The following is a 23,743-nucleotide window of genomic DNA, read 5'->3' on the forward strand; positions in this document are numbered from 1 at the left end:
TTTATGACCCGCTTCGGAAGCATATAATATGATGAAAATGATGAAAAGCCTATTTTTAAATTTACTAAATTTTGTAACTACTCAACTCCCCCTTATAAAAATTAATCATTTATAAACAATTTGTTAAAATTTACCCCCCGCCTCTTCCATCAGCAACTTTCACGCAGTATCTCCAATGCCCGTTCGTAGTCAAACAATTCAATCTGGCGGCTGAATTCCGTATAACGTACACCTAACTTAGCGCGGAGCAAATCGGCTGAGGCGTGTGCCAAGCGGGTGGCTTCGGCATTGTCTTCGGCGAGCAGTGCCGCCAATTCGTTGACAATACCTTGCAGACGTTCGGGATTGGCGGAGTCTGACGGGACGGGGGTGGCTATTGTCTGCGGTAGGACTTGGAGATGGGCGATCAGTTGCGCCAATTCTTGCCCGCATTGCTGTGCCAAATCGGTGCATTCGGTGATTGGCGAAGGCTCACGCAAAGCTCTATCCAAGCGTTCCGCCAAATCGGCAACCCGATAAGCCCCCAACGTGGCCGCCGCGCCTTTTAGGGCGTGGCTTACGCTTTGGGCACTCTGGATATTGCCGTTGGCAAGGAATTCTTGCACCTGCTGTAGATCAGTAGCATGAAAATCGGCGAAAAGCTGCAAAACCCGTAAATATTTATCAGGGTCTTCTTTAAACACGGCCAGACTAGGGGTTGGCATTAAGCCGGGTATAGCTATCAGCAATTGGGGTAGGTTGTGGGGCGACGAGATTTCAGGTAAGGGTAGTCTTGTGGGTTTACTGTGCTGGGTATTGGGTAGCCAACGTAATAAGGCTTCATACAGCACACTAGGCACCACAGGTTTGGCGACAAAATCATTCATGCCGACCGCTAGGCAATCAAGGCGGTCTTCGTCAAACGCATTGGCGGTCATCGCTAGGATCGGCAACTTGGCACCATCTGGCAGGGCGCGGATGGCGGCGGTAGCCGCCATGCCATCCATTTCCGGCATTTGTATATCCATCAATATAATATCGTAATCTTGACTACGAACTTTCGCTACGGCTATTTTACCATTTTCAGCCATATCCACAGCCAGACCAACACCATGTAACAATTCTAACGCCACTTCACGGTTAACCGGATTATCTTCGACCAGCAAGACCCGTGCTCCGCTATAATGCTGCCGTATCAGGCTACCCGCCTGTGCCGGTAAAGGTTTGGGGGTAGCTGGTGTAACGCCATAACCGCGTTGCAGACAAACGCTTAGCCAAAAAATGCTGCCTTCACCCGGGACACTGCTAGCTCCGGCCTCACCGCCCATCATTTGGGCGAGATGGCGGGTAATGGTTAATCCTAAACCTGTGCCACCATGCTTGCGGGTAGTTGACACGTCGCCTTGGGTGAAGGCTTCAAATAATTGCGCCAATTGTGTTTTGGAAATGCCGATGCCGGAATCTTTAACCTCAAAACGTACCTGTAAGCCCTGCTCGGTTTCGGCCAATAAACGGGCGCGTAATTGGATACCGCCCTGTTCGGTAAATTTAACGGCATTACTGGTGTAATTGAGCAAAGCTTGACCTAAGCGGGTCGGGTCGCCGCGCAGCCACGGCGGCACATCACCAATATCAATGCTGATGCTTAAGCCTTTGGCTTGGGCTTGCTCGGCCATTAGGGAATGGACGTGGTTCAGCACGGCAATTAAGGAGAAATTGGTGTGTTCCAATTCTAAGCGTCCGGCTTCAATTTTTGACAAATCCAACACATCATTGATAATCGACAATAAATGCTGAGCGGCAATATCAATTTTATCCAGCCGTTTGCTTTGTTCGCTGGTCGGGTTATTTTGCCGTAACAGATAGGTCAGGCCAATGATGGCATTCATGGGGGTGCGGATTTCATGGCTCATATTGGCTAAAAAGGTGCTTTTAGCCTGATTGGATATTTCCGCCTGTTCTTTCGCCTGACGCAGTTTTATTTCCAACTCTTTGCGTAGGGTCAAGTCAGTATGGGTGCCAACCGCCCGCGCCGGTTCGCCGTTAGCATAGCGCATAACCAATTTGCCCCGACTGAGTATCCATTTGTAACCGGCATCTTTAGTCCGCATCCGAAATTCGATTTCGTAAGCCCCCTTAGTGACCAGTAAGGCTTGGACTTGGCTGACCGCACGCTCCTTATCATCAGGATGCAGCAGGTTAACCCACAGGCTGGTGGCATTGTATTCCAGTTCGTCCGGCTGATAACCGAGCATGTGAAAATAAGCGGGGCTACAATAACAGCTGCCCGTCAGGATATTCCAATCCCAGATCCCGTCGTTGCTGGCATCTAAGGCTAAGGCAAAGCGTTCTTCACTGAGTTGGAGCCGTTGTATAACATTGTCCAGTTCGGCAGTGCGGGTCGCCACCAGCTCTTCCAAATGGTAACGGTGGCGGCCTAATTCGGCGGCCAGTTGCTTTTTCTCGGTAATGTCTTCTTTGACGGCTACATAATGGCTGATGCGCCCGTCCGGTTGGCGGATGGGCGAGATTCTGGCAAATTCGATATAGTCACTACCGTCTTTGCGGCGGTTATGAAATTCCCCTTGCCAAGTTTCCCCGGCGTTCAAGGTTTGCCAAATGTCCGGGGTGTTGCCAAGCGAGGTTTGTTCGGATCCCAAAAGGCGTGGATCTTGTCCCAGCAATTCTTCATGGCTATAACCGGAATTTTTGCTGAGGGCTTTGTTAATATAGTCGATTTTGTTATCTAAATTAACAATAACGATGCTCTCAGGGCTTTGTTCTACGGCTTGTGCCAGTTTACGCAACTGCTCTTCAGCCGCTTTACGCGGGGTAATGTCCAAATTAATGCCTGATAGGCGGATAGGCTTGCCGTTGGCATCATATTGGGCGCGGCCTTTACTGACCAGCCAGCAAAGCTCCCCAGAAGGTTTGATGAAACGGTATTCCACTTCAAAGTCCTCGCCGCGTTCGACATGGTCTTGCCATTGGGCATGGATTAGCGGTAAGTCGTCAGGATGCACCCGCACCATCCATTCTTGGTTAGTCCGTAACGTGCCGGGTTCCACACCGTACAGGCGTTCGCATTCGGCCGACCAATAATAGCGGTTGGTCGGCAAATCCCATTCCCAAATCCCAACGTGCGCGCCATCTTGTGCCATCAGCAAACGTTGCTCGCTTTCGCGTAAGGCGGTGTTAGCCGCTTCGGCGCGGGTACGCGCGGCAAGGGCATCCTCCATCAAGTTAAGTGCCGCTAATCTGGCCCGCTGTTGGGCTTCACTATGGCTTTGCTGGCTTTGCAGCAATTGTGCTTCGGCGGCTTGGCGGGCGCGGCGTTCTTGGCAATCATGTAAGGCGCGGCGGATGGCGGGCAGTAAGCGGGTCAGGTTGTCTTTAAGGATAAAGTCCCTGATGCCTTGGTGTAGCAATTCAACGGCTTTTTCTTCACCGATACTGCCTGACACTAAAATGACGGGTAGTTCGTAAGTCAGCGAGAGCAAGCGTTGCAGGGTGGCTGCAAAGTCCATACCGGGGATTTTATAGTCTGACAACACCAGATCCCATACACTTTGCAAAGCGTTTTCCAATTCGTTATTGTTACTGACCCGTCGGCACTCCATTTTCAGGCCTTGCTGGTTTAAATACCGTTGTAATAAGGTAAAATCGGCCAGATTATCTTCAATAATCAGCAATTTTAAAGGTGTGGGCATCGCTTCACCTAAGGCGGTTTGATGTTCTGATAAGACAGTTTTCATGGTAATACGTCAAATAAGGTCTATTGAGTTCGGCCTGTCCAGCTACATTGTCAGGCATTGCCTTTGGGCGATTACCCCCCGTCCGCAACCGCATCGGCTTAGCCATTATTTTCTGTTCCATTTAAGGGCGGCGGCCTATTGTCAGAGCCAACATTTAAGCTAAACCGGAACACCGCCCCTTTGCCGGGCTCGCCTTGGCCATCAATTACCCCGCCGTGCCGATCGATAATGCGTTGTACTGTCGCCAAACCAATGCCGAGACCGGCAAATTCCTCTTCGCTATGCAGGCGTTGAAAAGGTTGGAACAAGTGCTGGGCATTGGCCATATCAAAACCTGCGCCATTATCGGCGACACAAACATAGATCCTGCCATCTTGGTTTTGGCTATAGACGCGGATGTTGGCAGCCGCTGTGTAGGCGGTATATTTCCAGGCATTGCCTAAAAGGTTACGCATCACGGCTTCAAGCATCCGCGCATCCGCGCGTACCTGTAACCCCGCTTCTATGCTTATGGAGACCTGCCGTTCGGGATCATTATGCTGTAGTTCCGCCAATACCTGCTCAGCGACCGCGCTGATATAGACCGTGTCTTGGTGTAGTTCCCGGCGTATGCAGCGCGATAAATTCAGTAAGCCGTCAATCAGGCCGGACATTTTTTGGCTTGCCAAGCGGATGTGTTGCAGATAATCCTTAGCGGTGTCAGGGAGTTGCCGTGCATAATCATCCAGCAATGCCTCGCTAAAGCCACTCATCGCACGCAGGGGAGCCCGCAAATCATGGGAGACCGCATAGACAAAGCTATCGAGTTCACGGTTAGCGGTGGTCAATGCCGCCGTCCGCTCCAGTACCCGCCGTTCCAAATCGGCATTCAGTTGTTGTAGTTGTGCTTCGGCCTGTTTACGGTTGCTGATGTTTTCTACTAAGGCGATATACCATTGTGAGTCGCCGTTCGCTTTACGCACTAAGGCAATGCTTTTACGCACCCAGATGGCTTCGCCATCTTTACGGCGATAGCGGTTTTCGACAACAAAATCGCTGATTTGGCCAGCTAACATCCGCTCAAGCAACGCCATATTCGCTTTTACGTCATCGGGATGGATAATTTCGCTAAATTTCAGTGTCCGCAGTTCGTCTAAAGTATAGCCTGTAATAGTGCAGTAGGCAGGGTTGGCATCCATAAAGCCGCCTTCAATCGTGGTCATTGAAAAACCAATGGCGGCATTGGCAAAGGCGTTACGGAATTTTTCTTCACTTTCCCGCAGCCATTCTTCGGCTTGTTTGCGTTGGGTAATGTCTTGTATCGTGCCGTGCAGTTTGCTGATGCTGCCATCAGCCGCGCGTATTGCCACGCCTCTGGCAATAACCCAACACGGGTTGCCGTCAGGGCGCAGCACTTGGGCATCACATTCGTAAGGGATGCCGCTGACCAAGCACTTTTCTATGCAAACCGCTAAGCGGCCCCAGCTTTCCGGGGTAAAAAAACGGCGGATTTGCGGATAAGCCACAGCGGGCAACAGCGGGTCAAGCCCATAAATGCGCGAAACTTCCTCTGACCAATAGTGGCTGTTGGTGGTTAGATCCCACTGCCAATTACCGATTTTGCTTAAATGTTGGGCTTCGCGTAAAGTGACCTCACTGGCTTTAAGTTTAGCTTCCGAAGCCTTCAGGATGGTGATGTCCCTCAGACTGCACACAATACCGCAGATTAGCCCATTTTGGCGGAATGGTTGGTATTCGACATCAAACATCCGACGTTGGCCATCAGGGCAGATTGGCTCGGTAACAAAACGTTGGGGTTCGCCCGCTAAGGCACGTTCCAGATAAGGCTTGATGAAGGTGTAAATCTCCGTACCGACAACCTCGGCGAGCCGCCGTTGCTGTAATGCCTCCGGGCTGGAGCCAAACAGCCGCGCATAAGCCGGATTAACCACATAATAGCGCAAATCGGTATCGACAAAGGCCAACATATCGCCGGACGTGGCGACAATCTGGGCATAGCGTTGCAATTGCATTTCGCTGTCATGGCGTATTTGTTGTAAAGAGGCCGCCAATTGTTGTTGGCTACGCCGCAAGCGTTCATGGGTGTAGCTAACCATGTAACCGATGAGCAAAAACAAAACCGTGGAGACGGTTGCCGAATTGAGGGGAGGGCTGAAATTTTGTGGGTAAATAAAGCCATACCAGCCCAAGGCGGCACTGATTGCGGTACTTAGCAAGCCGCCCCAAAAGCCGCCGAGCCTGGCACTGAGGCACACCGTTGGTATGAACAGTAGCCACACATAGGGATTTAGCCAAGGCCATAGCAGCCATTGTACCGCCAAGGTCAAAAAAGGTAACAGGATAGCCCATAATAATAGGGGGGGCTTCATTTGCGGTAAGGCTCTTGGAATTCTGGCAGAGCCAAAAAGGCCAGCGGATAGGGTGGGTCTTGGCCGAGTTGGCTGGCAAAGGCGTTCACCTGTTGCTTTAAGGCGATCATATCCAGCTCGCGCCCCACCATCGCATCATTAAAGCGTTGCAGTTCGGTATTGCGTTCCAACAATTCTTGGGTTTTTTGTTGTAAGGAAGCCTCGGCGGCCTTACGTTCAGTAATATCGCGCGATAAGACCACAAACTGTTGCGGCTGTCCGCCGTGTCCCGATTTGCGGGCTACCGACAGTTCGAAGCAATGCTCGGCATCCATTAGGGGCAAGGTAATGGTACGTCCGTAATCAAAACCTGTTTGGGCTGCCGACGCTAAAGCTTGTAGGACAGTTTGTGCCGCTTCGGGAGGCAGGACATCGTTAACCGTTCGCCCCAGCAAATGCGAGGGGGGGGCTATTAAGAGCTTTTCTTGGGTGGCTTTGACTTTTATATAGCGTCCTGTTTCATCAATTTCGAAAAGCAAATCAGGAATAGCTTGCAGGGTAGACGATAAATCGTCGGTTAGTTGATTTAAGGCTGCTTCGGCCTGTTTTCGTTCGGAGATGTCGGTATGGGTAATGACCACGCCCTGCCTAGCGTCGCCTAGCGGTGTCACCGTCACCGAGAACCAATGCTGCTCTGGGTTTGAGCCGAACGGGCATTCGAAATGGCAATAGTTTATATGGCCATCTAGCACCGCTTGGATGCCACCCAGTATTTTAGGGGTGCATTCTTGATAATAAGCCGTGCCTTGATGGCATGCCGCTAAATAGTCGTCGCCAATTTGGCCGTATTTAATGGGTTTTTCAGGTAACAGGCGACTGGTTTCGGCAAATTGTAACCAAGGTCTATTGGCGGCGACAATAATACCTTGCAGGTCAAGCACGGCAATTTGCGCGTTGACAGAATCTAAAATGGCGCGTTTGAAAGCCTCGTTTTGGCGTAGCGCCAATTCGGCTTGTTTACGTTCGGTAATGACATCAAATATCACCACAAAGTGTTCCCTTTGCGGGCTGTAAACTGAAAGCGAAAACCATATTTTCAAAGTCTCGACATAGCTCTCAAAGCATTCAGGGGGAGCGCCTAAAGCCACCCGATTAAACGCGGTCAGCAGTTCAGGAGAGGTTTTATGTAGTGTAGGAATGACTTCGCTGACTTTTCGCCCTAAGACATTGCTGAGTCCGGTCAGGTGTGTAAAGGCTTTGTTGACATTGAGATACATAAAATCGCAGGGGTGGCCATTGTCGTACACCATACGGCAATAGGCGTAACCGTTCAGCATATTATCGAACAAGGAGCGATAATTGTGTTCGCTGGCAAATAAGGCCAATTCGGCTTGTTTGCGGGCTTGTATATCTTCGATAACGCAGACAAAATAATTGCCCAAACCGTTAGGGTGTCGGGCCAGCACAACGGTGAGGTTAACCCATAGTAAGCGTTGGCTTGGACGGATATAACGCTTTTCGATGGTATAGGTTTGGATATCCCCGGCCAAGAGCTGTGCCATGTTCTGCTGATCGCTTGCCAAATCATCAGGATGGGTAATGTCTTGAAAAGTCTGCCCCAACAGTTCTTCGGCGCTATAGCCTAGGATGTCGCAAAGTTTAGGGTTAACTTTTAACCAATGCCCGTCCAAGGCCACTAAGGCCATGCCTACGCCAGCCTCTTCAAAAGCCGATATTAAAAAAGCTTGGCTTTGTTGCAATTCCTGCCGGACAGCGTCCAATTGTTGCCATTTTCTCAATTCCTGCCGTCTTATATGGTGCAGGGAGCCGCTAAGCAAACTGACCAATATTCCGTTGATCAGGAGCATTCCCCATTGCAAAATATCGTAGCTGGCTGCTATGGCCAAGCTGTCGGCAGGTGGGATCAGCAAAGCGGTACAGAGGCCTGCCGTCAGCGTGGCCAGCAAGCCTGATCCTAAGCCGCCCAGTAAGGCACTGATAATGATGGGCAGCATAAATAAGATCAACAAAGGCCGTTGGCCGAAGGAGACGGCGATATGCTCACGCAGGAAGCAGGTGGCAAGAGTGAGTGCCACCGCCATGCCATACTGCGCAACGCGTAGCCAGAGCGTGGGTTGGGTGTTCATATCTGGGGTCAGAATGGGCAATAACTCTTTGCCGAGTAACGTCATAATGCGCCTTTTACTGCTGGATTATCTATAGTGTTCCAGGCTTTCTTCTTGTCTTTAAGTGAATATCTGGTGTCCGTGCTTTTTATAAAACTATCTCACTGGAGCGGTAGGTTTTGATGAAAGCGTGACCATTGCGATAGTAGTGTATGTTTTTAATTTAAATGATCAATAGCATTGTAGAATGCAGGCTGTCCAATTGGCATGTACGAGTTAACGGCTTTGCCAATGACTTTACAAGTAAATGCAGGGGTGGGTTAACGTCGGCAGGTGGCCGGAAAGATAATTAAAAATATAAATTAATAGGTTATATGGGGTTTATCCATTTTTACTATTTTACCCTTAGGCTTGCCCTACTCTGTCGCCTCTGCGGGCGGGTCTTTATAACGCTCGGCAATGCCGCAAAAAATTTCGAAATGCGTTAAGAAAGTATCCACTATATCGGGGTCAAAATGTTGCCCGCGTCCGTCGGTAATAATGGCCCTAACTTTGTCGTAAGGCATCGGCTCTTTATAAACCCGCCGGGAAATCAGAGCATCGAAAACATCGGCTAAGGCCATGATACGCGCAGACAGCGGAATAGCATCGCCGCTCAGGCCATCGGGATAGCCGCTGCCGTTCCATTTTTCGTGATGGTGATGGGCAATTTCTTTTGCCAAACGAAGAAACTCCACGGTTTGCTCGGTATCCTGTTCCGCCTTTTCGATAGCATCGCTGCCCATTTTGGCATGGGTTTTCATGATCTCCCATTCTTCGGGGCTGAATGCGCCCGGTTTGCGCAAAATGGCATCGGGAATGCCGACTTTGCCTATATCGTGTAATGGCGCAGAACGTGCCAGCAGCTTGATATACCTCTCGCTTAAAGTGGTAGTGAAGCGAGGATGGGCGCGTAACAGAAGTCCTAGTTGGTGAACGTAGCCTTGGGTGCGTAGGATGTGGTTGCCCGTTTCGGGGTCACGGATTTCCGCCAGATGCGCTAAGGCGCGGATGCTTACTTCTTGGATAAGTTCATTTTCTGCCATACGCTTGGCAATCTCCGCTTCCAGATAGGTGTTTTGGTCGCGTAGCCAATCACGGGCCTGTTTCAGTTCCAATTGGATACGGACACGGGCCAGCAGTATCGGCGGTTTAATGGGTTTGCTCAGGTAATCGACGGCTCCCATGTCTAAGCCATACAGTTCGGCCTCAGAACTGTCCATGGCGGTGACAAAGATAACCGGAATATCCGCTGTGTCAGGATTGGCACGCAGTTTGGCAAAGACCTGATAGCCATCCATGCCGGGCATCATGACATCCAGCAGGATTAAGTTGGGATATGGCTCAGTACCTGCGATATGCAGGGCTTTTTCGCCTGATTTGGCAACCCGTACACGATAGATAGGTTGCAACAGCTCGCTGAGAACCGTGAGGTTCTCAGGGGCATCGTCCACAATCAATATCGTTTGTTCTACTGCTGCCATTGTGACGCGTTCCTACAATGAGGGCTTATGATTCTTTGTCAACCCCTTCTGGCTGAAAACCGATAGTTTTAAAGGCATTCTGCCGCGAAGTGCAAGCAATATGCAGATGAATCCATTTTATCGTTTTCAGGCCGGAATAGGCTTTAGCAAAGTTTATCTGCACAATTTAGCATGGAAGCTTGCCAGCGTCCAACCTATCGGATAGGGTAGAAAATTATAATAGATTTAGGCTATCATCATTGGGGTACAGCCGACATACGTGTAAAAATAGGACATAGCAGCTATCCTAAGCCGCATTGCAGAGGCCATGCAAAATTCAATTGCAACCGGCTATCTTTCCATCCCGTCGACGATATTAATTTTTACGAGAAGCGCTTCGTTTTTCAGCGATGTGGGAAAAAAACTTCCGTCTACCCACCCCCGCAATCTCACAAACCTCGGCAGCGGTTTTGTCTGAGTTTTCGTATAAGATTCTGGCATTTTCCAATTTTTCCGGGTCAGTTTTAGGTCTTCCGCCCGTTTTGCCCCGCGCTTTAGCCGACGCCTTGCTTGGAACGAAAGCACCGTAACCCGCCCAGACAAAAGACATCGGCAAGGGGGTTGCTGAACTTCCATAAAAGGAAGAAAAAACATTGTTTCTGAACAGAATTTCCTTAACTTAATGGCAGTGAGGGCTGGGGTGGGGTTTAACACGCTGAGGTGCAATGGAATGCCCACTTAATTTCATGCACGTTCCTTACAATAATTATTCACTATTGAGCAAATAAAATGGCTATCAGTTTACAAAAAGGACAAAAAATCTCTTTGTCCAAAGAATCCGGCGGGGCCTTAAGCAAAGTGGTTATGGGCCTGGGTTGGGATGCGAAAAAATCCGGCGGTGGGATGTTGAAAGGCCTGTTTGGCGGCGGCAACAGCGAGTCTATTGACTTGGATGCCTCGTGCGTCATGTTTGATGACAATAACAAAGCCGTGGATACGGTGTATTTCGGTCATCTGAAAAGCAAAGACGGTAGTATCGTCCATACCGGCGACAACCGGACCGGTGCGGGTGACGGCGACGACGAGCAAATTATCGTTGAGCTGGATAAAGTACCTGCCCATGTCAAATCTTTGGTTTTTACGGTTAATTCCTTTACTGGACAAACGTTTAATGCGGTCGAAAATGCCTATTGCCGTATAGTCGATAGTGCCAGCAAAACTGAAATCGCCCGTTATACGCTGAGCTCCCAAGGTTCGCATACCGCGCAAATCATGGCAAAACTCTATCGCCACAATGGCGAATGGAAAATGCACGCTATCGGCGAAAATGGCACCGGACGTACCATTGAAAACTTGCTGCCACAAATTGTCGTCCATCTTTAAACGCCGATGCGCATTTGGTTTAATAAAACATTCTCTACGATTAGTGCGGTTTTTAATAATCTGCACTTGGCCTATAGGCCAAGTGCAGTAACGATTATCTGCACCCACACCCACACCACCGCGTCAGCTTTTTTAGCGGCTGACGAGAGCTATCTGGAGCCTAGCGCTCTGGTCGGACAAGACTATCTGGATTGGTGCTTGGAGTTTTGCCAACACCACCGCATTGATTTGTTTTGGCCCGGCAAAGAGGCGGCTTTTATCAGCCTGCATCAGGCGCAGTTTCATGCCCTGGGCATTCAAGTGCTGTCGGTGGCGGATTATGACACTTTGAGCTTATTGGATAACAAAGCGGCCTTTTATGCCGCGTTAGACCCCGATGTCGCCCAGACAATGGAGTTTATCGCCGTCGATAATCTGTACGCTTTCGACCATGCGGTCGCCGAATTGTCAAGACGGCATGACAGCTTGTGCGTTAAGCCTTCGGTGTCGGTATTTGGCTTAGGGTTTCGGGTTCTCGACACCCGCCGCGACAGTATCACCCATTTGCTAAAAGGCGTGGAATACGAAATCCCGTTGCAAGAATTGCGGCAAGGCATGATGAATACCCGCTCGTTCGATACCATGCTGGTCATGGAGCATTTGGACGGCCATGAGTGGAGCGTCGATTGCGCCGGACGGCACGGCAAATTGCTGTGTGCGGTACAACGCCGGAAATCGCTGTTATTAGGCCACGGTCAGGAAATTGACAATAACGCTGAAATTGCCGGCATGGTGGAGCGTTTGACTGCCCATTACTATTTGAACGGCTTGTTTAATATCCAGTTTAAAAACGGCAAAGACGGCCCGCGGTTGCTAGAAATTAACCCCCGCCCATCGGGTGGTTTCGGTATGGCCTGTTTGGCTGGCACCAACCTTGCCAAGCTGGCTTTACAGGCGTTTAAGGGCGAGAAGGTTAGCCCGCCTGAGATACATTATGGCTTGAAGATTGCCGAGGTTAACACGCCTGTGGTGTTGCGGGATAAGGTGTGATGGGGCGGCGGTAGCTTATGGCTAGGATTGAGGGGATTTGGATATTGAATTTTAAGTCCTTAAAAAATGTAATTCTAGGTAAGTTGCCCGGCATAACTGGAAAGAAATGTGAGCCGTTAACCCCCATGACAGTTGTGATTGGTAAAAATGGTGTCGGTAAGAGTACGCTGTTTGATGTGTTTGGTTTCTTGGCGGATGCCCTTAAATTTGGCGTAGAGGAAGCCTGTGATTTGCGTGGTCGGGGGGGATTTGAAAAAATCCGCTCTCAAGGGCAAACAGACTCTATCGGTTTTTCAATTGCTTATAGGGAGGATGAAAATACGCCTGTCTTAAACTATGTAATAGTTATTGGTATTGAAAGTTTTGGCAGACCTGTCGTAAGAGGAGAGGTTCTTTTTCAAACCCCCAGCGAAGATATATTTGAAAATTCTACGGCTTTTTTAATGCTGGCAAATGGGAAAGGTATCGTATGCAAAGGGGACGGCAAGGAAATTAATGGCTTTGGTTTCTCTGAAACGGTTAATATTTACTTTACTGGCGGTGATTTTGATCGGCTAATTAATGCAAATGCTTTAGACGCAGAAAAAGTGACTCTGGCAGATAACAGAAAACTCGGCATAGCCACCCTAGGCGCATTAAAAGAACACCCCAGAATCGCCGCCTTCCGGCAATTTATAGAAAGTTGGTATCTCAGTTACTTTACCCCCGATGCGGCAAGAACCTTGCCCCTGTCAGGCATACAGCAGCACCTTAACAGCAAAGGCGATAACCTCGCGAACGTGGTGCAGTTTATGGAGCGGGAGCATCGGGATAAATTCCAAAGCATCTTAAACCGTATTGCCGAAAAAATTCCCGGCATAGACACAATCGACACCGAAAAGACCTCTGACGGGCGTTTGTTGTTGCGCTTTAATGATAAAGGCTTTACCGACCCGTTCTATGCCCCGCAAATGTCCGACGGCACGTTAAAAGTCTTTGCTTATTTGCTGCTCTTAGAAGACCCCGACCCCGCGCCGTTTATTTGTATTGAAGAGCCGGAAAACGGTTTGTACCATAAATTATTGGAAACCTTAGCCGCCGAATTCCGCAGCCACGCCACAGGCCGTAAAGGCGGCTCGCAATTGTTTATCACGACCCACCAGCCGTATTTTGTCGATGCGTTAGAGCCGGAAGAAGTGTGGATTTTAGAAAAAGGGGCGGATGGTTTTGCCACTATCCGCCGCGCCAGTGATGACGCTTTGGTTAAAAGCATGGTAGCCGAGGGCTTGCCTTTAGGAGGGCTGTGGTATAGCGATTATCTGGACGCAAGCTAAGCCATGCACTTTGAGATACTCGTCGAGGATCAATCAGGCAAAGCGGCCTTGGATATTTTAATCCCGAAAATTATCGGCGACGGACATACATTTAAAGTCATAGCCTATAAAGGGATAGGGCGAATTCCTAAAAATATGAAATCGAGTACGGATGCCAGTAAACGTATTTTATTGGAGAATCTGCCAAAATCATTAGCGGGTTATGGTCGGCAATGGCAAAACTATCCGGCTGTGGTGATTGTGGTTTGTGATTTGGACGACAAATGCTTAAAAAGCTTCCGTCAAGAATTGCTGGCACTGTTACAGGCGTGTAACTCGCCACCGGAAACCCGTTTTTGTATTGCCGTGGAAGAAGGCGAAGCGTGGTTTTTAGGTGACCGCACCGCGTTGAAAACAGCTTACCCGAAAGCCAAGGAAGCGGTGTTGAAAAGTTATACCCATGATGCCATTTGCGGCACTTGGGAAAAACTCGCCGATGCCGTTTATCCGGGTGGTTCTAAAGCTTTAAAAGAGAAGGGCTGGCAAGCGGTAGGGGCGGCAAAATCCCAGTGGGCCAAGGAAATTAGCCCACACATGGACATCAATAACAACGCCTCGCCCAGTTTTAATTATTTGCTGGGTAAGCTTAAGGAATTGGCTGATAGTCAAATTAACACATAAGGAGAGGCTATGTCCGGCGTTAGTTCGCTAACCATAATGGGTTATAAATCCATCCGTGAATTACGCGATTTTCCGCTCAATAACCTGAACGTGCTGATTGGCGCAAATGGTGCGGGGAAAAGCAACTTTATCGGTTTTTTTAGGCTGTTGGCGGAGATAGTCGGGCAGAATTTGCAGGTTTATGTACAAAAACAAGGCGGGCCGGATGCTTTGCTGCATTTTGGCCGTAATGTTACCAATGAGTTGTCGGCTGAAATTAATTATGCCGGAAATGCTTATCGCTTTGGGCTGATACCTACTAATGACAATCGGCTGATTTTTCTTGCTGAATACGCTAGTGTTTACGGATCATTGAAAAATAATTATTATAAAGGTGGACATGATGAATCAGCCCTGAAAACCACGCTTAACCCTTATGGCCAACAGGCCGCCGCTTCGATAAGTAACTGGCGCGTCTATCATTTCCATGACACGGGCGATAACGCAAAAGTTAAGCAACGCCACGCGGTTAATGATACCTTACGCTTAAAAAGTGATGCCGCGAATCTGGCGGCGTATTTGCGGATGCTGTATAACGGTTATCCTAGCCATTATCAGCGCATTGTTGATACCATCCGCTTGGTCGCGCCGTTCTTCGGTGATTTTGTCCAGCGTCCGGGTACACCCGATTATATCGAGTTGGAATGGACGCAAAAAGGCCAGCAGGACACGCCGTTTAAGGCGCATGTCTTATCAGACGGCACTTTGCGTTTTATCTGTTTGGCAACTTTGTTGTTGCAGCCTGAGGAATTGTTACCCGATACCATTCTGATTGACGAACCGGAACTGGGCTTGCATCCTTATGCCATTAGCATCTTGGCGGATATATTTAAACAAGTCGCGGAAACGAAGCAGCTGATTGTCTCCACGCAATCGGTCGAGCTGGTCAATGAATTGTCACCCGAAGATGTTATCGTTGTCGATCAAGAAAACGATGCCTCCGTATTTAAACGCTTCTCATCTTAAACACTGGCTAAACCAACTGCGTGGTTTGGCCCAAGCATAAACGCTGTAAACTAACGAGACCCCATGCCCAAAAAACTCTCCATCCAACTCGCCACCGGCACCCTCCATCTTGACTTAAGCCCTGGGCGTATTCCGCTCAAACGCCTGTTGGGTTTTGCCGCTCGGGTCAGCAGTAAGCGGAAATTTTTATTGGTCAGCAAGGTGCTGGGTAAGCATTATCCGGTGTCGCCGCGTTTGATGTATTGGTCGTATCGGGCCTTGGCGCGGTTGGTTTTGGCTAGCGGTGTGGGTACGGGGTCGGTATGGATAGGTATGGCGGAAACAGCGACGGGGCTGGGTTATGGGGTGTTTGCCGCCGCCAGTGACGAGGGGGTGCAGGGGGCGTTATTTCTGCAAACTACCCGTTATGTGCTGGAAGGCCACGATTATTTGGCGTTTGAAGAAGCGCATAGTCATGCTACTGACTTTTTTCTGTATTATCCTGAGCAGCCTGAGCATCGGCAACAGTTCTTGCAAGCGCGGACGCTGGTGCTGATTGATGACGAAATCAGTACGGGTAAGACTTTTTTGCGGCTGATTAAGGCCTATCAAACCGTCAACCCGTTACTGGAAAAAGTCTTTATTGTCAGTCTGGTCAACTTTGCCCATCCTGATGACCGCGCGGCATTGGAAAATGAGGCGGGCGTGGCAGTGGTATGGGTGTGTTTCCGCGAGGGCGTGTTACGTTTTGATGACAGCTATAATGCCGCCTTGGATGATGTCACCATCAATGTCTCCGGTGACGGGGCGTGTAAAAAACATTTGTTAGCATGGCCTGGGCGCTTAGGTATGGATGCGCCTTTGCGGTGGCAAGCGGATACCTTACATCGCTTATTGCCGTTGCTGGCGGCGGAAGACCCGCGTCCTTTGTTGGTGTTAGGCACGGGTGAGTGCAACGCGCCCGCGCTGATGTTGGGGCGGGCCTTGGAATTGGCGGGGTTTGCGGTTAAAGTACAGAGTACCACCCGTTCGCCTATCCATCAGGGCAACGATATTGCCGCCGTCTGCCAATTTACCGATAATTATGCCGACGGTATTCCCAATTTTCTTTACAATCTCGATTTGGCACAGTACCGCCAAGTGATTTTGTGCCATGAAACCCCCTTGTGTGCGGCGTTGTTGGGGCGTTTGCACGCTTGGCAAGCGATCAGTGCGCGTTTTGAACTTAGCCCGACCAACGGACACGATGCAACGTTACATTTTTCTCGACCTTGACGACACCCTGTTCCAAACCTTACGCAAATGCGCCAATGGCGCTGATGATCCGGCTTTACAAGTGCGGGCGCGGTTAGCCAACGGTAAGGCCAATTCTTTCGCTACCGCTAAGCAACAATGGCTGTGGGATTGGTTGAGCCAAGGTTTCCGTGTCGTGCCAGTGACGGCGCGGGAAATGGCTTCGTTCACCCGAGTGGAATTGCCGTTTGTGGAGGAAGTGGTCATTAACCACGGGGCAGTGATCTTGGATAAGCAGCGCCAAGCCGATCCGGTGTGGATGGCGCAGATGCAGCAAGCCTTAGCCTTGCACCATGCGCCATTCGTCAGCTTGTGGGCGGAGATTGAAGCCTATTGTCGGCAGGATGAGGGCTATAAAGCCCGGCTGGTAGTGGATTTTGGTGTGACCTGGTATGGCTATGTCAAACACCGTGCGGGTACGGAAGACATTTTGCAACACCTGCTCGATACCTTAATCAAACCGCATCCGGCGGTTTTGGACGGCAGTTTGTATTGGCATATTAACGGCAATAATCTGGCCTTGTTGCCCCGCTGCATTAATAAGGAAAGTGCGGTGGCGTATTTGCTGGCGCGTTACCAAAACCAATATGGCGAGTTGCTGACCTTCGCCGCAGGCGATAGCCGCACCGATGCGCCGTTTCTTGCCTTATGCGATTACGCGCTAATTCCTAAGCAAACGCAATTGGGGGCGATATTGGCGGCGGTGTCATAATAATCACCCTTAAATTAGCTTACATTTAGGAGATGACCATGTCTGAAACGGTTCTGCTGTTCCGCCCAACCGGCCCCGAAGAAATAGCCTTGGTCGCCGCCAGTGATTATCGGGCTTGGCCGCCAAGATTGCTGGAACAGCCGATTTTTTATCCTGTCACTAACGAAGCCTACGCTATCGAAATTGCTAGCGATTGGAATGTCCAAGCGAGCGGTTACGGTTGCGTCACACGCTTTGCCGTGAAGAAGGCTTTTATGGATAAGTACCCTATCCAAAAAGTAGGCGGCGCACAGCATACAGAGTGGTGGATTCCCGCCGAGGACTTGCCTGAACTTAACCAAAATATTGTCGGAAAAATTGCCGTGATCCACGAGTTTAAGGCATAGCAAGCTCCGCGATAGGTTTAGGCGTGTTGTACACCACCCGCACTTGCCAATATCTTTGAATATCAAATAAACCCATTACCGCCACTGGAAGCCATGACCCCATTCACAGGAAGTTACCCTGCCGACGATGTGCAGTTTTTACTCAAACCGATGGCTATTAGCGATACCCCGGTCGCTGTTAAAGAGGCCTTGATCCAATCCGGCCAGAAACATTATTCCCAAATGCTTTCGCATGAATCGGTGCCGTCTGAGTCTTACCTACAGTTATTCCATCAGGCCTTAGCCGCGAATAAACAGCGGGTGGCGGCGGATATTATCCGCTTGAGTGCGGGGATTGTCGCGACCCGTCCGCACGGTGTCACCTTGGTGTCGTTGGCGCGGGCAGGCACGCCGATTGGCGTGTTGCTCAAGCGGGTGTTACAGCATTATTATGGTATCGGTGCGGCGCATTACAGCATTTCCATTATCCGGGATGTCGGCATCGACCAAAACGCCTTACGCCATATCCTGCAACACCATGCCCCAGAAACTATCGTCTTTGTTGACGGCTGGACGGGCAAAGGCGTAATAGCGCGGCAATTGGCCGCCAGCTTGGCCGCGTTTGCCGTCTCGGATGGGGTTAATATCCCCGCCGAATTGTATGTGCTGGCGGATTTGTCCGGCAGTGCGGCGGTGGCGGCTTCGGCGGAAGACTACCTCATCCCTTCGTGCATCTTAAACGCCACCGTGTCCGGCTTAGTCAGCCGCTCGGTATACGACCCGCATACTGCCGGGCTTGGCGACTTCCATGGCTGCTTGTACTACCAAGAATTTGCGCCGCACGACTTATCAGGGTATTTTATTGACACGATTCTGGACAGTGTCGGTGAGCAATGGCCTAGCGCTATCACACCGTTCAGCCCACCCCCCCAGCTTGTTGGGCAAGCCGTTGCCCAAGCTCTACTGAAAGCTTTGGCGGAACGTTATCAGGTCAGCCAAGCCAATTATATTAAACCGGGCATCGGTGAAGCGACGCGGGTGTTGTTACGCCGCGAAGCCAGATTATTATTGTTACAGGATAATAGTGCCGAAGCCACCCTGCATTTGCGGTGGTTGGCGCAAGCCCGCGCCATTCCGGTCGTGGTCTGTAACGATTTGCCTTACCGTGCCGTGGCCCTAATCAAAGAGATAGCCTTATGACTTTTTTACATCCCTCGCTTCCTGAACCCTTTTCGCCGTGGATGTTGGGTGCGCCGCTGTATATGCCGGCCCATCGGCGGGATTTGGTGGACATCGCCAACGGTGAGAAGCTTAAATTTCTCCGCTCAATGATTTTTTGTACTGAAGACGCGGTTTCGGATCAAGACATTAGCAGTAGTTTGCAGCATTTAGGCGCGTGCTTGCCAGATTTTGCCGATAATGCCGGACGCTACCGCTTTATTCGGGTACGCAATCCCGACGTGTTGGCGCGGCTGTTAGAACTGCCTGCCATAGATAAAATCGACGGCTTTGTATTGCCTAAATTCTCCGAAGAGGTGTTTGATGCGTATTTTCAGCATTTGCACGGCACACCGTTTAAAGTGATGCCGACCTTAGAGACTCGCGCCGTGTTTGATAGCCAAGCCATGCTACGCTTGCGCGAGCGGCTGGTGCAGCCGGATGTGTTCCCGCGCATTTTAATGTTGCGTATCGGCGGCAATGATTTGATGAACGTGTTAGGCTTGCGCAGGCCGCGCGGCCTGACCTTGTATGATACGCCGATGAGTTATGTGATCGCCCAATTGGTGACGGTCTTTAAACCTTACCAGTTTGCCCTGTCCGCCCCCGTGTTTGATTATCTTAACGATACTGCCACCTTGCAAAAGGAAATTGTGCTGGATTTGGCACATGGCCTGACAGGTAAAACCGCTATCCATCCCGACCAGATCGCTGCGATTGAAGCCGCTTATGCCGTGGATAGGGATGATTATGAAATGGCCTTAAGCCTAAGTGATGACGATGCCCCGGCGGTATTTCGGATGCACAATGCCATGTGCGAAGTCGCGACCCATCAGCAATGGGCAAAAACTATACTGAACCGACAGAGCTGTTACGGGGTCACAGCTTCTAATAGGCTAGACGACTATGCGGATATGTCCAGTTAATTGGGCTTACGTTAGCCAAGCCACAATATTATAGCTAACGCATGATTGTAAAGCCGTTCGCCTGTCGCCAGACCCCCCTTGTGGGGGAGCTTGTCGAAGGGCTATGGTGGTTCGACGACCAACGGAAGTCCCTGTGGGACAAGCTCACCACGAACGACATCATTTTATTGTGCTTTAGCTATATTACAAGGGCAACTGCCCTGACTTTTCCAGCCATTATTATATAAATACAGGAGCTAATTATGAGTTTTGACAGTTTTTTAAGCCAAATAAAATCTAAGGCGAGCGAGCTAAAGACCGATGTCTTAAAATTTAAAAATAAAGATTTCCTCAATGCCGCCATGGCGGGTTCCGCCTTGATTGCTATGGCGGACGGTAGCGTCAGTGCGGAAGAAAAACAAAAAATGCTCAAATTCATCGAAGGTAATGAGGCTTTATCGGTATTTTCCACTAGCGATGTGATTAAGGCCTTTAGCGATTTTATCGGCCAATTGGAGTTTGATAAGGACATTGGCGAAGCCAAGGCCTACCAAGCGTTAGGCAAGATGAAAAACAACGTCGAAGCGGCCCGCTTACTGATCCGCATGATTATCGCCATCGCGGCGGCGGACGGCAGCTTTGATGTCACCGAGAAAAAAGTCGCCCAGAAGATTGCTCAGGAATTGGGCTTGAATCCGGCCGATTTTGAGTTGTAAGCCGAATCAAGCGGTGTGCCGCTAGAGGTGGGGTTAACCGCAGCTGCATAAAAAACCCGCCAAGCAGTTCGGCTTGGCGGGTTTTTGTGTTTAGGATGGACTTAAATATCGGCCAACCGCTGAGTTTGCCGTTACTTATTGTCCGGCGTTGGAGCAGAATGTCGTTGGGGTGGTGGCGGCGGGGATGCTTTGTAAATACGCATAAACCGATTCTAAGTCGGTGTCGCTCATTTGGCCGACGATAGGCCACGGCATGACTTGTAACAATACGCCCGCTGGGTCGTCGGGCGAGTGGCCGGTGCGTAGGGTGCTTTTGAATTGTGCTAAGGTCATCCCGGCGGGTTTGCCGGTGCTGTCGGGGGTTAGGTTACGCGAAACAAACGGCCCGAACGCCACCCCGCCTGCCAGATAGCCGGTTGGGTTGAATTGTTTGCTTTTGCCTTGGAAGGGGTTGTGTCCGGCTTTGTAAGTCGGGCAACTGTGGCAGTCGGCGCAACTGCCTTGGGTATTGACGATGTAGCTGCCGGTATAGACTTGGGTGGCGGATTTTCCGGCCAAGTTCAGGGTAATGGGCAATACCGCCGCCGCGCCGCCTGTGACGATTTTTTGGCCGATGAGGGCACGGGTTGCGTCAGGCGTGCGGACGACGATAGTGCCTTTCATAGTCGGATGGATAGCACAATGGTAGGTATAGGTGCCGGCGGTTTTAAAGACCCGTGCAAATGAGGCCCCACCTGCAAGGTTGCCTGACCATAAGCTGGTTTTGTCTTCAGTGGAGGTGTGGGTAAAGCTGTCTTTATTGACCCATTTGACGGTATCGCCTTGGTCAACCGTTATGGGGGTCGGGTTAAAAGCAAAATTTTGGATGTTGACGGTAACGACGCTGTTGTCGGCTAAGGCGGGCAGGCTGGCCAACATTAGCACAAAGCTTAGGATAGGGCGGGTGATGCGGTTCATAATTCCTCCGACAGTACAGTCTATTTAGTTGTTTTAGATTTTTTGTTTGTCCAAGGCCTTTACGCAGGTATAGGCCGATTTAAGTGCATGATGGCAACCTCCTGGGGCTAAGGTGATGGTATAAAGCAGTTTCACGGTAAAGGCTATTAAGCTATCTTGGCCAGTAGGTTTGTCCTGACACGGGCCAGCAATTCTTCCCAAGCATCTGCCTCGGTTTGCCGGAACAGCGTCATGCTTGGATACCACAAGCTCTCTTCGCCCGCTATGCCCCACCGCCAATCGGCTTGTTTATCGACTAATAGCCAAGTCGGTTTGCCTAATGCCCCCGCCAAATGCGCCACTGAGGTGTCGACGCTGATGACCAGATCCAATTGCGCCAATAAGGCGGCGGTACGCGCATAATCGGTCAATTCGGCTTCTAGGTTGCTGACCGCGTAGTCTGCCAAGAGCTGGGCATCAGTGCTGGTCACTGGCGTTTGTAGGCTATAAAACGCCACGGAGGGTACGGTAAATAGCGGTAACCAGTGTGGCAGCGGGCAAGAGCGGTGGCGGTCGTTTTTGTGGCTGGGGCTACCCGCCCAACAAACGCCGACCTTGAGTGCTGAAGCGGGCGGCAGGCTGGCCACTGTAATGTATTCGGGAATAGGCAGATAAGGTTCATTCATGGCCAAATTTTTTTCGTCTAACCCTAGGGTATGCGGTAGGCTGAGTAAAGGGCAGAGAATGTCGAAGCTGTCGAGCGCGACCATACCGGGTAGCCGTGCTTCGCTAACCCCTGGAATATGCGCCAGCAATGGGCGCAAGGCTTCGGGGCAGGCTAAGATTAATTTTTGGCAACGTTGTGCCGCCAAAGATAAGAAACGGGCAAATTGTAGGGCATCGCCCGCACCTTGTTCGGTATGCACCAGCAAGGTTTTGGTACGGATGTCTTCGCCTTGCCAACGCGGTTGCGGGCAGGCAAACGGCGTGAAGGCCGGGGTTTGCCAACGCCATTCGTAGGCGGCCCAGCCGTCGCGGAACCGTCCCAGTTTGAGCAGAATCATGGCGCGGTTCATTTGCGCGACGGCATATTGCTGGTCGGCGGCGAGGGCGAGGCCGAACTGGTCTAGGGCTTGCTCCCATTGTGCTAGGGCGGCATAACACAGGCCCAGGCTATTATGGGCTTCGGCATGGAGGGGTTGCCGCGCCAGTAAGGCCTGTAATTCGCTGATGGCTTCTTGCCAACGTTCCATATCGGTTAAGGCCACGCCCAAATGGAAGCGGGCGGGCAGATGGTCGGGGGCTTGTTGAAGTAAAGCCCGATAGTCGGCGACTGCCGCTTCCCATTGGCCTTGGTGGTGTTTGTAGGTGGCAGCTTCAAAGGCGACGGCGAGCGGTTCGGGGGCGGCGACTTCGGCCAAGGCGGCATCGGGCAGCGAGTAGGAATTACGCAGTAAGGGGTCGTCCATATCCAATAACACCGGAAAGCGGTGCGGCACGACTTGTACAGCAAACACTTCTTGTACCGAGCCGGTAAACACCACGCAAGCGACAGTTTGCCCATTGTCAATATCCACCACCCAGACCCCGCAGTGCCGTTCACCTGGTTGCGCCGTTAGCGGCAAGCCGGAAAATACCGCCGTCTCGCGGACTTGTGATAGGCCGATAAACGCATAACGGCCCACAAAATCCAAGCCACGGGTAAAACCGGGGACATGGGCTATGACGGTGCGGGTTCCGGTGCGCGGGTTAACGGTACACAATTGCCCCGCGCCTGATTCCAGATACCATAATTTATCCTGATACCAGCGCGGCGAATGCGGCATGGACAGTCCGGTGCAGATAATGCGCCCGTCGCTCACATCCATTAACAGGCCGCCAGAGGCTTTGTTCGCCCGCCAGCCAGCGGCGGTGTCGGTTTTACCTAAGGCGGTGACAAAGGCGGGGGCACCGTTTTTAAAAGCTAAGCCGTTCAGGTGGCAGCGGTCGGTAAGGTCGTAGGCCCTGACGAACGGTGGCCGCCAACGCGGTACGACGCTATAAGCGGGGTCTAGGGTGCATAAGCAGGACATGCGGGTGTTAACTAACCATAATTCGCCGTCTTCGGTGTACGCCAGTTCGTGGATGTCAATATCGCCCGTGATGTGGACCGTGCGCGGCAGATAACAGGCATCGTGCGGGGCAGGGTCGGTGAGTTTGGCGGCGACGGCGGGCAGATTGGCGTATTCCCTGAGCTGGTAGCCTGTGCCTACAGCCAATTTCTCCCGATGCGCCGCCATGCCCATGGGCTTTTCCAGGCCGCAGAAATGGGTGTTCAGCACGTCATCTTGGGTGCGCAGGATAATCAGTTGTCCGGCCTGATAAGTGGACACTAACACCGATACGCCCAAAAAATTCAGTAAGGCGGGGAAGGAAGGGGTGTGTTGGCTGGCGAAGGGGATGCTCATAATGCGTGGCGGGTACGGTTAGGGTAGGTTTGGGGCGAGTTGCCCTAGCGGTCAGATTCCGCTAGGGCAGCG

At 51.0% G+C, this 23,743-nt stretch carries 17 protein-coding genes; 11 read left to right on the forward strand and 6 right to left on the reverse strand.

Annotated elements, in window-relative coordinates:
• Window positions 1-149 precede the first annotated feature (149 nt).
• From CEK71_RS01525 to CEK71_RS01540, 4 genes are all read right to left on the reverse strand, one after another.
• Window positions 150-3,734 carry a PAS domain-containing protein gene (locus CEK71_RS01525; RefSeq protein WP_232463734.1) on the reverse strand — a complete coding sequence of 1,195 codons (3,585 nt, stop codon included), beginning with the start codon at window positions 3,732-3,734 and terminating at the stop codon, window positions 150-152.
• Window positions 3,735-3,832: 98 nt separating this feature from the next.
• Complete coding sequence (locus CEK71_RS01530; protein WP_088617731.1) at window positions 3,833-6,103, reverse strand: PAS domain S-box protein; 2,271 nt, start codon at window positions 6,101-6,103, stop codon at window positions 3,833-3,835.
• Window positions 6,100-8,274, reverse strand: a complete 2,175-nt coding sequence (locus CEK71_RS01535; protein ID WP_088617732.1) for a PAS domain S-box protein — start codon at window positions 8,272-8,274, stop codon at window positions 6,100-6,102. Before CEK71_RS01535 ends, CEK71_RS01530 begins: the two co-directional genes overlap by 4 nt.
• 350 nt (window positions 8,275-8,624) lie before the next feature.
• Window positions 8,625-9,731 carry an HD-GYP domain-containing protein gene (locus CEK71_RS01540; RefSeq protein WP_088617733.1) on the reverse strand — a complete coding sequence of 369 codons (1,107 nt, stop codon included), beginning with the start codon at window positions 9,729-9,731 and terminating at the stop codon, window positions 8,625-8,627.
• Between the two features lie 768 nt (window positions 9,732-10,499).
• Between CEK71_RS01540 and CEK71_RS01550 the strand changes: the two genes are divergently transcribed.
• The 11 genes from CEK71_RS01550 (at window position 10,500) to CEK71_RS01605 (ending at window position 20,288) form a co-directional block, all read left to right on the forward strand.
• Entirely contained in the window at window positions 10,500-11,093 is a 594-nt protein-coding gene (locus CEK71_RS01550) for a TerD family protein (RefSeq protein WP_088617734.1), read from the forward strand.
• Between the two features lie 6 nt (window positions 11,094-11,099).
• Window positions 11,100-12,122 (forward strand): ATP-grasp domain-containing protein, encoded by a 1,023-nt coding sequence (locus tag CEK71_RS01555; RefSeq protein ID WP_088617735.1) that lies wholly within the window; start codon window positions 11,100-11,102, stop codon window positions 12,120-12,122.
• 125 nt (window positions 12,123-12,247) lie between these two features.
• Entirely contained in the window at window positions 12,248-13,435 is a 1,188-nt protein-coding gene (locus CEK71_RS01560; RefSeq protein WP_232463735.1) for an AAA family ATPase, read from the forward strand.
• Between the two features lie 3 nt (window positions 13,436-13,438).
• On the forward strand, window positions 13,439-14,095 hold the full coding sequence (locus CEK71_RS01565) for a DUF4276 family protein (RefSeq protein WP_088617737.1): 657 nt from the start codon (window positions 13,439-13,441) through the stop codon (window positions 14,093-14,095).
• Between the two features lie 9 nt (window positions 14,096-14,104).
• Window positions 14,105-15,100: an AAA family ATPase gene (locus tag CEK71_RS01570; protein ID WP_088617738.1), complete on the forward strand. Its 996-nt coding sequence runs from the start codon at window positions 14,105-14,107 to the stop codon at window positions 15,098-15,100.
• Window positions 15,101-15,163: 63 nt separating this feature from the next.
• Window positions 15,164-16,354, forward strand: a complete 1,191-nt coding sequence (locus CEK71_RS01575; protein WP_088617739.1) for a phosphoribosyltransferase domain-containing protein — start codon at window positions 15,164-15,166, stop codon at window positions 16,352-16,354.
• Window positions 16,326-17,084, forward strand: a complete 759-nt coding sequence (locus tag CEK71_RS01580; protein WP_088617740.1) for an HAD family hydrolase — start codon at window positions 16,326-16,328, stop codon at window positions 17,082-17,084. Before CEK71_RS01575 ends, CEK71_RS01580 begins: the two co-directional genes overlap by 29 nt.
• Window positions 17,085-17,122: 38 nt before the next feature.
• Entirely contained in the window at window positions 17,123-17,470 is a 348-nt protein-coding gene (locus CEK71_RS01585) for a hypothetical protein (RefSeq protein WP_088617741.1), read from the forward strand.
• Between the two features lie 93 nt (window positions 17,471-17,563).
• Complete coding sequence (locus tag CEK71_RS01590; protein WP_088617742.1) at window positions 17,564-18,649, forward strand: cysteine protease StiP domain-containing protein; 1,086 nt, start codon at window positions 17,564-17,566, stop codon at window positions 18,647-18,649.
• The gene (locus CEK71_RS01595) at window positions 18,646-19,593 is read left to right on the forward strand and encodes an HpcH/HpaI aldolase/citrate lyase family protein (RefSeq protein ID WP_088617743.1); all 948 of its coding nucleotides are present in this window, start codon (window positions 18,646-18,648) and stop codon (window positions 19,591-19,593) included. The genes CEK71_RS01590 and CEK71_RS01595 overlap by 4 nt, the downstream gene beginning before the upstream one ends.
• A gap of 242 nt (window positions 19,594-19,835) precedes the next feature.
• The gene (locus tag CEK71_RS01605; RefSeq protein WP_088617745.1) at window positions 19,836-20,288 is read left to right on the forward strand and encodes a tellurite resistance TerB family protein; all 453 of its coding nucleotides are present in this window, start codon (window positions 19,836-19,838) and stop codon (window positions 20,286-20,288) included.
• Window positions 20,289-20,423: 135 nt separating this feature from the next.
• On the opposite strand, the gene CEK71_RS01610 is transcribed toward CEK71_RS01605, so the two are convergent.
• Window positions 20,424-21,245, reverse strand: coding sequence for a cupredoxin domain-containing protein (locus CEK71_RS01610; protein WP_088617746.1), 822 nt, complete (start codon window positions 21,243-21,245; stop codon window positions 20,424-20,426).
• Between the two features lie 146 nt (window positions 21,246-21,391).
• Complete coding sequence (locus CEK71_RS01615; RefSeq protein WP_088617747.1) at window positions 21,392-23,671, reverse strand: TIGR03032 family protein; 2,280 nt, start codon at window positions 23,669-23,671, stop codon at window positions 21,392-21,394.
• Between the last annotated feature and the right edge of the window lie 72 nt (window positions 23,672-23,743).

The organism is Methylovulum psychrotolerans (assembly GCF_002209385.1).
Classification (GTDB): domain Bacteria; phylum Pseudomonadota; class Gammaproteobacteria; order Methylococcales; family Methylomonadaceae; genus Methylovulum; species Methylovulum psychrotolerans.